The 10,989-nt window shown below is 73.9% G+C and carries 8 protein-coding genes and 1 tRNA gene; 5 read left to right on the top strand and 4 right to left on the bottom strand.

The window, feature by feature from the left end; translation table 11 throughout:
• Positions 1 to 2: 2 nt before the first annotated feature.
• Positions 3 to 1,229 carry an AI-2E family transporter gene (locus AB5970_RS14565; protein WP_370504659.1) on the bottom strand — a complete coding sequence of 409 codons (1,227 nt, stop codon included), beginning with the start codon at positions 1,227 to 1,229 and terminating at the stop codon, positions 3 to 5.
• A 145-nt stretch (positions 1,230 to 1,374) separates the two neighbouring features.
• Between AB5970_RS14565 and AB5970_RS14560 the strand changes: the two genes are divergently transcribed.
• Positions 1,375 to 1,457: transfer RNA gene (locus AB5970_RS14560), tRNA-Leu, on the top strand.
• A 359-nt stretch (positions 1,458 to 1,816) separates the two neighbouring features.
• Positions 1,817 to 3,463 carry a hypothetical protein gene (locus AB5970_RS14555; protein ID WP_370504658.1) on the top strand — a complete coding sequence of 549 codons (1,647 nt, stop codon included), beginning with the start codon at positions 1,817 to 1,819 and terminating at the stop codon, positions 3,461 to 3,463.
• Between the two features lie 46 nt (positions 3,464 to 3,509).
• Here the strand turns inward: AB5970_RS14555 and AB5970_RS14550 are convergent, their stop codons facing one another.
• From AB5970_RS14550 to AB5970_RS14540, 3 genes are all read right to left on the bottom strand, one after another.
• Positions 3,510 to 3,710 (bottom strand): hypothetical protein, encoded by a 201-nt coding sequence (locus tag AB5970_RS14550; RefSeq protein ID WP_370504657.1) that lies wholly within the window; start codon positions 3,708 to 3,710, stop codon positions 3,510 to 3,512.
• A gap of 74 nt (positions 3,711 to 3,784) precedes the next feature.
• On the bottom strand, positions 3,785 to 4,879 hold the full coding sequence (locus AB5970_RS14545) for a winged helix DNA-binding domain-containing protein (RefSeq protein WP_370504656.1): 1,095 nt from the start codon (positions 4,877 to 4,879) through the stop codon (positions 3,785 to 3,787).
• The gene (locus AB5970_RS14540; protein WP_370504655.1) at positions 4,876 to 5,493 is read right to left on the bottom strand and encodes a dihydrofolate reductase family protein; all 618 of its coding nucleotides are present in this window, start codon (positions 5,491 to 5,493) and stop codon (positions 4,876 to 4,878) included. The genes AB5970_RS14545 and AB5970_RS14540 overlap by 4 nt, the downstream gene beginning before the upstream one ends.
• A 245-nt stretch (positions 5,494 to 5,738) precedes the next feature.
• On the opposite strand from AB5970_RS14540, the gene AB5970_RS14535 reads away from it, so the two are divergent.
• The 3 genes from AB5970_RS14535 (at position 5,739) to AB5970_RS14525 (ending at position 10,906) form a co-directional block, all read left to right on the top strand.
• Positions 5,739 to 8,468, top strand: a complete 2,730-nt coding sequence (locus tag AB5970_RS14535; protein WP_370504654.1) for an MMPL family transporter — start codon at positions 5,739 to 5,741, stop codon at positions 8,466 to 8,468.
• 1 nt (position 8,469) lies between these two features.
• Positions 8,470 to 10,287 carry a YhgE/Pip domain-containing protein gene (locus AB5970_RS14530; RefSeq protein ID WP_370504653.1) on the top strand — a complete coding sequence of 606 codons (1,818 nt, stop codon included), beginning with the start codon at positions 8,470 to 8,472 and terminating at the stop codon, positions 10,285 to 10,287.
• A 67-nt stretch (positions 10,288 to 10,354) separates the two neighbouring features.
• The gene (locus AB5970_RS14525) at positions 10,355 to 10,906 is read left to right on the top strand and encodes a DUF1269 domain-containing protein (RefSeq protein WP_370504652.1); all 552 of its coding nucleotides are present in this window, start codon (positions 10,355 to 10,357) and stop codon (positions 10,904 to 10,906) included.
• Positions 10,907 to 10,989: the final 83 nt, after the last annotated feature.

Here is a 10,989-nt window from a genome sequence, read left to right as displayed (position 1 = left end):
CCTCAGGGCTGCTTGACGGTCTCGTCGTCGTCGATCTCCTCGACCTCCTCGACCGGGCCGACCGCCTCCTGCGGCTCCTCCTCGTCCATCGGCGGGTCGAGCGTCCGCAGCCGGGAGAAGATCGCCCAGCACACCGCGACCAGCGGCACGGCGATGACCGCACCGAGGATGCCCGCGGTCAGCGTCCCCGCGGTCACCGCCAACGCGATGATCACCGGGTGGAGCGACACCTGCTTGCCCATGACCAGCGGCTGCAGGATGTGCCCCTCGAACTGCCCGATCAGGGCGATGCCGATGCCGACGATCGCCGCCGAGAGCAGGCCGTTCGCGGCCAGGGCGACGATCATCGCGACGACCATGGCCGCCGGAGCACCGATCAGCGGGATGAACGCGCCGATGAACACCAGCACGGCGAGCGGCGCCGACAGCGGGACGCGCAGGATGCTCAGCAGGATGAACGCGAGGGCGCCGTCCGTCACCGCGATGATCACGGTGCCGCGCGTGTAGCCGGAGAACGTGTACCAGCCGGCGCCGCCCGCGGTCTTCCAGCTGTCCCGCACCCTGGCGGGGAGCTGGTTGAGGAACCACGTCCACATCTCGCGGCCGCGGGCCAGGAAGAAGACGGTGCAGAAGATCGCCAGGGCGAGGGCGGTGAACACCTCGACCACCGAGCCCGCACCGGCCGCCGCCTGCCCGGCCAGGTCGCCGGCGTGCTCCTGCACCCACTTCTGCCCGTTGCTGATCCACTGGGCGATCTGGTCGTTGGTGATGGTGAACGGCAGGTTCCCGTTCTCCAGGAAGTCGGTGATCTGGCCGATGCCGTTGCTGAACTGCTTGGTCAGGTCCGTCCACTGGTTGGCGATCGAGTACCCGACGTAGGTCAGGAGCCCGAGGAAGAACACGATGCCGCCGAGGAGCGCCAGGGCGGTCGCGAGCCCCCGGGGCAGCCAGCGGGCCAGGAAGTCGACCACCGGCCGCAGGACCGCGGTGAACACGAACGCCAGGAACACCGCCACGAACAGCAGCTGCACGCGCCCGGTGACGTAGAAGATCAACGCCACCATCGCGATGACCACCAGCAGCCGCCAGGAGGTGCCGGCCGCGGTCCGCAACCACCGCGGGGCGGTGTATTCGACGCCGTAGACGCTCGGGTTGCGCCGCGCACCCGCGACCTTGCGTGCGGCGGGGCCGGACGGACCCCGTCCGGTCGAGCTGCTGGCGTCGGACATGTGGCTCCCTGAGTCACGTCGATGGCGCCTGGTCACGGCGTCTGCGGCCAGTCTGCCTCGGGGGGCCGATGCATGCCCGCCCGCAACGCCGTGCTATCTTTTCTGCCGCACCTGAGGGCGCCTACGGGTGCCCTGCGGTCCACCTGTCCGGGTGGCGGAATGGCAGACGCGCTAGCTTGAGGTGCTAGTGCCCTAACGGGCGTGGGGGTTCAAGTCCCCCTCCGGACACTCGTTGAGACAGCGACGAAAGTGCCCCTGAACTGCGGAGACGCGGCCGGGGGCATTTTTCGTCGGGGAGGACGGCTCAGGGAGTCGCCGCGCACCGCGCCGTCTGCGCCGCACCAGATCCCGGCGCGAGGCGCCGCGTCCGTGCTGACCCGCCCAACGGGAGGGACGCCGACGCTGACGATCCGGGGCGAGGTTGCCAGGCTGGCCGGAGACATCGACCTCGAGCGCGCCGCTCTCGACGTGCAGGGCCGCCGCAGGTGTGACGAATCGGACGTCACGACGTGCCTCTGGCGCATTCCCTCGCTCGCGGACCGGGCTTCATCCTGAGATCTCGCGCGCGCGACCCGAGGGGGCTCTCCATGGTGCCGATCGAGATCCGTACCGCCGCAGTGCACGTCGGCCCGTTCGTGGACGACCTCGGGTCGCCATGGACCGGGCGCGTCACGGTCGAGTCCTCACGGAGCCGCGTCTGGGACGCGACCGGGACCGTGGTCCGTCCGCGGCCGGCGGCCGTCGCCCTGGACGCCGAGGGTGCCGCCACGATCCGTCTCGCGACGACGGACCAGCCCGGGTTCACCGACGGCGCCGGCCGAGCGGTCCGGCACTGGTCCTACACGCTGACGCTCGAGCTCGACGGCGCGCCGGGCGTGCGCCACTCGTTCAGGCTGCCGGGGGACGCCGGCGACGTGCATCTCGATCTGCCGTTCGCCGACCCGGTCGCTCCGGAGCCGGACGCCGTGCCCGCGGAGCCGGACCGGCCGGTGTCGCCACCACGCGGACTGACGCGGCGGGCGGCGTTCCGTGCCGGAGCTGTCGCGCTCACGGCCACTGCTGCCGCCGTGAGCGCGGAGTCCGGGGCCGCGGCTGCACCGGCGCCTGGGCGGCTGCCCACGGCGCAGCTCATCGACGACGACGTCACGATCGGGAGCCTGGCCAACCCGAGCACGCTGCTCGTGCGGTCGTCGCCCGCGGGCGGCACGAACGGTGGCCCGGGGATCTTCGACTCCACGGGACGGCTGGTGCTGGAGGCGTTCCAGCCGCACTTCAACCACTACGGCGAGTCGATCCGCGTCGAGCTCCTGGACGCGCGCGCCAAGGGCATGCTGACGTACCGGGGCGCCTGGCCGACGCCGCACTACCCGGACGGCGACTACACGTGGGTCGACGGGCATCCCACGACACCGCAGTCGGTCGCCTGGATCGGTGCGCACTTCCTCAACAACGACGACCCGTCGAGCCTCGCGAAGAACCTGCAGCACGGGCACATCGGCTTCGAGGTCCCGGACGCGCGCGGGTCGCTGCAGACGCGCTTCGAGATCAAGTTCGTGGACCCGCTGACCGGCAAGATCGGCACGGACAAGACCGCGATCCGCACCAACCAGGCCGACTTCGAGGTCCAGGTGAGCGAACGCGGCGAGCAGCTCCGGGTCGTCGGCTCGGACAACCACAACCGGGACATCGTCTGGGCGACTCGCGTGGGCAGCGCACGCGAGCCGCGGTGGGCGCTGCGCGCGTCCGAGGGGCTCGTGAACTTCGAGCTGTGCCGCTACAACGCGGGCGCCTATGTGGACTCGCCCTTCGGCGTCGACCGGGGGACCGGCCTGGTGACCGTCGGGGGAGGGCGAGGCACGGGAGCCGGGCTGAAGGTGGTGCAGAACGGGGGCGTGGGCGTCACCGTCGCGCCGCTCGCCACCGGCGGGCAGGGCGTGCTCGTGTCGGGCCCGGACGCGACCACCCGTGCCTACCAGGCCGAGGTCGTCGGGGACCCGCAGCGACGGTTCGTGACCCTCGTCGACGGGACGATGCAGTGGGGCACCGGCGCCGCCGCACGTGACACGCAGCTCTACCGGCGGGCGCCCAACCAGGTCGGCACCGACGGTGGCCTCTTCTTGCGCAGCAGCACGCCGCCCGCGACCGCCTCCACGGGCGGTGTGCTGTTCGTCGAGGACGGTGCGCTGAAGTTCCGCGGCGGGCGCGGCAAGGTCACGACGATCGCTGCCGCGTGACCGACGTCCCGGGCACTCGTCGTCGCGGCGGGCGACGACCCGACGGTCAGTACCGGGTGGTGCCCCGGTCGGTGTCGAAGATGTCCCGGCAGATCGGGCACTCACCGCGGTCGGGCCCGTCGTCCTCGGGGAACCGGGTGGTCGGTGTGACGAACCGCCCGCACAGGCTCATCCCGTCGGAGAAGAAGTGCTGCCGCCGGTCGTTCTTGGTCAGGCGGAGCCAGCCCTCGGGGTACGTGGTGCGCATGTCGGTCTCCTCTGTGGTGCTCCCCTCCATGGTCCCGCCCCCGTCCGGCCCTCGGGCGTGACGAAAGGCCCGGCTCAGCGGGTCCGGCGCAGGTCGCGGCCCAGCGTCGTCGAGAGCGCCTGGAGCTCGTGCTCGAGGGCCCCGGGCTCGGCGACCGGTGCGCCGGGGAACCAGTCGACGGTCAGGTCGTCGCCCGTCGACGACCAGGTCCCGGCCACGACGCCGCCGACGACCAGGGGGTTCGCGCCGCGGCTGATGGCGGCGCGGCCGGCGGCGGGCACCACGTGCTGGTCGGCGGTGCCCGGTCCGAGCACCCACTGGTCGTAGCGGGGGAGCAGCCGGACGGTGGTGGTCGGCGGTGTCGCCTGCAGGTCGTCGAGGTCCTCGCGCAGCACGTGCGCGGGCTCGCCGTCGACGTCGACCGGGGCCAGCCGGTCACCGAGCCCCGCGATCCACGAGCGGATGCGCTTGCGACCGGCGCCGAGGCCCTCGCCGAGCCAGTACTGGACGTGGCTGGGGGTCGCGGGTCCGTAGGTCCGGAAGTACGCCACGACCGCACGGGTGCCGGCCTCGTCCAGGTCGGGCAGCCCGGGCCAGCGCGGGTTGCCCGCCAGGCGCTGGAACGTCGTCCCGCCGTCCGGGGACGGGCCGAGGGTCAGGTCGCCCTGCCACGCGAGCGGCTTGAGCAGCGTCCACGCGCCGTCGGCGAACCTCGGCGCGAGGTGCCGGAACGCTGCGTGGGCGGTCACCGCCTCGGCCAGCTCGGAGTACGTGAGCGGACCGTCGGCGAGGGCGTCCCGGACGGCCTCGCGGAGGTCCGGCCAGTCGGCCGGCGTGAGGCCGTAGTAGCTCTGCCAGCTGGGCAGCTCCCACATCCGGCTCGCGGCACGCAGCGCGAGGTAGTCGCCGCCCTCCTCAGGCGTCAGCAGGTGGGTGGCACCGCGGAACGCGAACGTCCGGATGAGCTCGCCGTCGGCGAGGGCGCGCGCCACGTCCCCCGGCCGCGACCGCCGGCGACGGGCGCCGACCGCGAGCTCGGCGGCGCCGTCGGGCTGGGCGGCGACCGCGCCGAGGGTGCGCACCACGTCGGCGGCCGACACGTCCCCGGCGGGGTCCAGCAGCTGGCGCCGCAGCCGCCACGCGAGGGCCTGCGGCCAGCTGACGGTCACGAGTCGGCGCCGGGCACCTTGTCGGTGACGTCGTCATAGGTGGCGGCGCTGGGCAGCTCGCTCGGCGCGTAGATCAGGCGCACGACGCCGGTCGGGAAGATGTCGGAGCGGAGCAGCCGCAGCGGGTAGATGGGCTCGCCCTCGTCGAAGAGCCGCTCCCCGCGGCGGGCCGCGACGGGGTGCACCAGCAGGCGCAGCTCGTCGAGCAGGCCCGCGGCGAGCAGCTGGCGCACCACGGAGATCGATCCCGGCACGAGGATCTTGCCGATGCCCGGCTCCGCCTTGAGCGCCGTCACCGCCTCGACCAGGTCCCCACGGAGGGCCTCGGCGTTGCGCCAGCCGAGGTCCTGCGTCCCGCGGGTGGCGACGAGCTTGCGGGTGTCGCCGAGCTGGGTCGCGAACGTCGCGTCCACGCCGCCGGCGGTCTCGCGGTCCGGCCACGCGCCCGCGAAGCTGTCGTACGTCACGCGCCCGATGAGCAGCACGTCCATGTCCTCGTAGTCCTCGCCGACGGCAGCACCCATGTGGTCGTCGAAGTAGGGGAAGTGCCACGCGGGGTCGATCTCGACGACGCCGTCGAGCGAGCTGAACAGGGTGGAGACGATCGTCGCCATCGGGTCCTCCTGGGTCGGCATCGCGGCCGCACCGCGCGACCGCTCGACACGATCAGACCGCATCCGCGGCGCGGGCGCACCGGGTTCGCGGGGGCGGGATCGACCGACGAGGGGACCGCCCGCTCGAGCGGGCGCGCTCCGGCAGCCGGACGGGACCGCGCCTTGTGTCCGTTATGTCCACGGGCCTACGTTGGCAGGCACCGCCGCCGGCAGCCCGACCGGTGCTGGAGCGAAGTGGTTCTCCGATGTCCTCCGCGCTCTCCATGCTCGGCCGGTGGGCCTTCCGCGCCCGCAGGCTCGTCCTGGCGCTGTGGATCGCCGCGCTCGTGCTGCTCGTCGCTGTCGCGGGGCTGCTGGGGACCGGCACCGACAACACCTACCGCATCCCGGGCACCGAGTCGCAGGACGCCCTCGACGCCCTGGCCCGCACGTTCCCGCAGTTCAGCGGGACGTCCGCGCAGCTGATCGCGGTCGCCCCCGAGGGCGGCGACGTGACGACGGCGGGCTTCCAGTCGGCGGTGGAGGCGGCCGTCACCGCGATCGCCGCGATCCCGCAGGTGTCGGGAGCGACGTCGCCCTACGCCTCGCCCTCGAGCCCGAACATCGCCACCGACCACTCGGCCGTCCTCGTGCCCGTCCAGCTGTCGGTGGGCACGACCTCCGTCCTGCCGGAGACGTCGCAGGCGCTCCAGGACGCGGGCGCGTCGCTCCAGGACTCCCTGCCGGACGGGTCGCAGGTCGCGGTCGGGGGCCAGCTCTTCGCGCAGAGCGCCGCGGGCATCAGCGCGACGGAGCTCGTCGGGATCGCCGTCGCGTTCGGGGTGCTGCTGCTCACCTTCGCGTCGTTCGCGGCCGCGGGCATGCCGCTGGTCACGGCGTTGATCGGCGCGGGTGCGTCGCTCGCGATCGTGTTCCTCGGCACCCGGTCGCACACGGTCACGTCGACCACACCGCTGCTGGCGCTGATGCTCGGCCTCGCGGTCGGGATCGACTACGCGCTGTTCATCCTGTCGCGGCACCAGGACCAGCTGAAGCACGGCCTCGACCCCGAGGAGTCGGCCTCGCGCGCGGTCGCCACGGCCGGTTCTGCGGTCGTGTTCGCCGCGACGACCGTGGTCATCGCGCTGCTCGGGCTCAGCGTCGCGGGCATCCCGTTCCTCACCACGATGGGCGTGGCGGCGGCGCTGGCGGTCGGCATCGCGGTGATCGTCTCCACCACGCTCACCCCGGCGCTGCTCGGGTTCGCGGGCTGGCGCGTGGCGCCGAGACGGTACCGGCCCGGGGCGGCGTCGGACCACGAGGAGGAGGACGCGGCCGACGACGAGCAGGAGCGCGAGGGAGGTGAGCCGGTGCCGGCCGGGACCGCGCTCCGGTGGGTCCGCACGGTGACGCGCCGGCCGGTCGTCACGGTCGCCGTCGTCGTCGCCGCGCTCGGTGCCGCCGCGATCCCCGTCGCCGGGCTGCGGCTCGCCCTGCCCGACGCGGGCTCGCTCGAGGAGGACGCGCCGGCCCGGATCACGTACGACCTGGTCGCCGAGCACTTCGGCCCCGGGTACAACGGTCCGCTCGTCATGACGGGGTCGGTGATCCAGAGCACGGACCCCGTCGGTCTGGTGGACGCCATCGCCGCGGAGGTGGCCGGGGTGGCGGGTGTCGCCTCGGTGCCGCTGGCCACGCCCAACGAGGACGGCGACACCGCCGTCATCCAGGTGGTCCCCGAGGGCGGCCCGGACTCCGAGGCCACGACGACCCTGGTGGGCCACCTGCGGTCCCTGCACGACCACTTCCTGCAGGAGTACGGGGTGGACCTCGCGGTGACCGGCTACACGGCGGCAGGCATCGACATCTCGGCGCAGCTCGCCGAGGCGCTCCTGCCGTTCGGGCTGCTCATCGTCGGGTTGTCCCTGGTGCTGCTCGCGATGGTCTTCCGCTCGATCGTGGTCCCGGTGACCGCCGCGCTCGGCTACGTGCTCTCGCTGCTCGCCGCGCTCGGGCTGACCGCCCTCGTCTTCGTCGACGGGTTCCTGGCGGGCCCGCTGAACGTCGCGTCCGTGGGTGCAGTGGTCAGCTTCATGCCGATCATCCTCATGGGGGTGCTGTTCGGGCTGGCGATGGACTACGAGGTGTTCCTGGTCAGCCGCATGCGCGAGGACTACGTGCACCACGGCGATCCCGCGCAAGCCGTCGAGCGCGGGTTCGTCGGGTCGGCCCGCGTGGTCACGGCCGCCGCCGTGATCATGGTCGCGGTCTTCGCGGCCTTCCTCCCCGAGGGTGATGCGTCGATCCAGCCGATCGCGTTCGGCCTGGCGGTCGGCGTCGCCATCGACGCGTTCGTGGTGCGCATGACGTTCATCCCCGCGGTGCTCGCGCTGTTCGGCCCCCGTGCGTGGTGGATGCCCGCATGGCTCGATCGACTCCTGCCGCACGTCGACGTCGAGGGGGAGGGCCTCGCGCGCGAGCTCGAGCTGGCCGGGTGGCCCGAGGGCGGCGAGCGCGCGATCGCCGCCGAGGCCGCGCGGGCCGGCGCGACCACGGTCGACGCGATGGTGGCGAGCGGCGACGTGCTGCTCGTCCGCGGGGGCACGCCGGTGGCACGCCGGACGGTGCTGCTCGCCCTGGGCGGCCGCCTCCCGGTCACGGGGGGCCGGGTCAAGGTGGCGGGCCTGGTGCTGCCGCCGCGCGCGGGGTCCGTGCGGCGGTGCACGTCGTACGTGGACCTCGGGCGCTCGACCGCCCCCCTGCCTGACCTGCGTGCGGCCCTCCGCCGACCGGCGGTGGTCGTCATGGTCGAGGGCATCGACACGGTCACCGACCCCGACGCCCGCGCCACCGTGGCCGGCGCGCTCGCCGAGGCCGTCACCGAGCGCGGCCTCACCCTCGTGCTCGCCTGCCGCCCCGACGCCGTGGTGGACGACGTCCTGCCGCCGGGGTCGGTGGTCCGCTCCGTCGGGCTCGACCCCGTGGCGGTGCCCTGAGATGGGCGGCCGCCCGTTCTCCGGCGTCGATCGGCTCGGCGTGCTCACGGTCGTCGGCCTCGTCCTGCTGCCGCTCGCGATCGCCGGTCTGCTCACGTGGTCGCTGTCGGCGCCCACCGAGCACCTCGACCGGGTCACCGCCGCGATCGTCAACGACGACGTCCCGGTCACGCTGAACGGGACGACCGTGCCGGTCGGGCGTCAGCTCGCCGCGGGGCTCATCGCCGATGCCGGGTACGACTGGGTGCTCACCAACGACGACGAGGCGGCGGACGGGCTCGCGACCGGGCGGTACGTCGCCGTGGTCACCATCCCGATGTCGTTCTCGGCCTCCGCGACGTCGTTCGCCGGACCGGCCGACGACGCCCAGCAGGCCGACATCCGGGTCGAGACGTCCTCGTCGTCCGCGCTGCTGGACCCGGCTCTCACCGCCGCGATCACCGACGCCGCCGTCGCGGCGCTCAACAAGCAGCTCGTCGCGCGGTACCTCGACCAGCTGCTCACGGGCTACACCACCATCGACCAGCAGATCGGTCAGGCCGCGTCGGGGGCCGACGACCTCGCGAGCGGGGCGGCGTCGCTCGCGGACGGCGCCCAGCAGCTGGCCACCGGTGCCGACCAGCTGTCCGCCGGGCTGGGCGGCCTCGACTCGGGGGCGGCGTCGCTGTCCGACGGGCTGGCCGAGCTCGATGCCGGTGCCCAGGGGCTGCCGGGGCAGACCGCCCAGCTGGCGAAGGGCTCCGCCGCGGTCGCGGGTGCCGTGGACCAGGCGGCGGCCGGGGTGGATGCGGCGGTCGCCCAGCTGGCCGCCGCCGTCGCCACCGTCTGCCAGACGCCGGGCCGGGCCTGCGACGCGGTCTCCGCCGCGCTGGCGACGCTGCAGGGCGCGGGGCAGAAGGTCGATGCGCTGGCGACGGGAGCGGACAAGGTCGCGGCCGGGAACAAGAGCCTGGCGGCCGGGATGCCGGAGCTGGTCGACGGCATCGGGGCCGCCGCCGCCGGTGCCGCGCAGGTCGCGGCCGGTGCGGACCAGGCGACCTCCGGCGCGGCGGGGCTCGACACGGGCAGCGCGAGCGTCGCGTCGGGCGCCGCGCAGGTGGAGACCGGCGCGGCGCAGCTCGCGGACGGGCTGGCCCAGGCCGTCGAGCAGATCCCGACCTACTCCGCCGACGACGTCGGGATCCTCTCCACGATCGCGTCGCAGCCCGTGCGGGCCGACCAGCTCGCTCCGGCCCCGGGCATGCAGGCCGTCCCGTTCTTCGCCGTGGTCGCTCTGTGGCTCGGTGCCGTCGTCGTGGCGGCGGCGCGGGAGGCCGTGCCGCGCCGGCCGTTGTTCACGGCCGAGTCGTCGGCGTCGATCACCCGCCGTGCGGTCCTGCCGGGTGCCGCGATCGGGGCGCTGCAGGGCCTCGTCACCGCCCTGGCCGTCCTGCTCGCGGTGCAGGTCGACGCGGCCGCGCGGGTGGGGTTCGTCGCGGCGGGAGCGCTCGTCGGGCTGGTCTTCGTCGTCGTGAACCAGGGGCTCGCGGCCGTGTTCGGTGGGGTCGGTCGGTTCCTCGCCGTGCTCGTCGCGGTGGTGGCGCTCGCGGTCGGCCTGACGTCGACCGTCCCGCCGGTCGTGGCCGGCCTGGCGGCCCTGCTGCCGACCACGCCCGGCCTGTCTGTCGCGCTCGCGGCGCTCACCGGCGAGGTCGCGAACGGTCGGTCGGCCGTGACCGGGCTGCTGGTCTTCGGGCTGCTTGGGGCCGTGCTCGTGCTGCTCGGCGTCGTCGCCCGGCGTCGTGCCCGCCCGGTCGACCTGACCGGCTCTGTGACCTGACTGTGGGCCCGTCGCGGGTCTACGGTCGAGATGGCACCATCCCGACATCGCACCGAAGGAGCTCCCCATGTCAGACGACCAGCCCACCGACGTCGTCACCGCCCTGAGCGACGGCGCCTACACCCTCTTCGTGGCCGACTTCACGGACACCGACACCGCGTGGGAGGCCTACGAGGCCCTCAAGTCGGTCGAGGACGGCAAGAGGCTCGACATCGAGGGTGTCATCGTGGTCAAGCGCGAGGCGGACGGGCACCTGGAGGTCCAGAAGGCGACCGACCACGGCACGCGGCGCGGGCTCACCTGGGGGGTCGTCGGCGGCGTCGCGCTGGGCCTGATCTTCCCGCCGTCCGTCATCGGCAGCGCGGCCGTGCTGGGTGCCGTGGGCGCCGCGACGGGCAAGGCGCGCGAGCTGCACCGCCGCAAGGAGCTGGCCGAGGAGCTGCAGGACGCGATCGCCCCCGGACACTCCGGCCTGGTCGCGCTCGTCTCCGACCCCGGTGCCGTCAGGATCCGCGAGGCGCTCAACCAGGCGGACGCGATCGTCGAGCGGGCGATCAACAAGGCCGAGGCGGACGAGATCAAGGCGGCGGCGAACGAGGCGCAGGCCGAGGCGAAGTAGCCGCGTCGGCGGCGGCCGGGCGGGCGGTCGCGCGGGACCTGCGGGCCGGCTCGAGGCGCTGAGGTCAGTCCGCAGGCCCCCCG

It is taken from the genome of Cellulomonas sp. ICMP 17802, from assembly GCF_041295535.1.
GTDB lineage: Bacteria > Actinomycetota > Actinomycetes > Actinomycetales > Cellulomonadaceae > Cellulomonas.
This window is presented reverse-complemented; position numbering and strand designations above follow the sequence as displayed.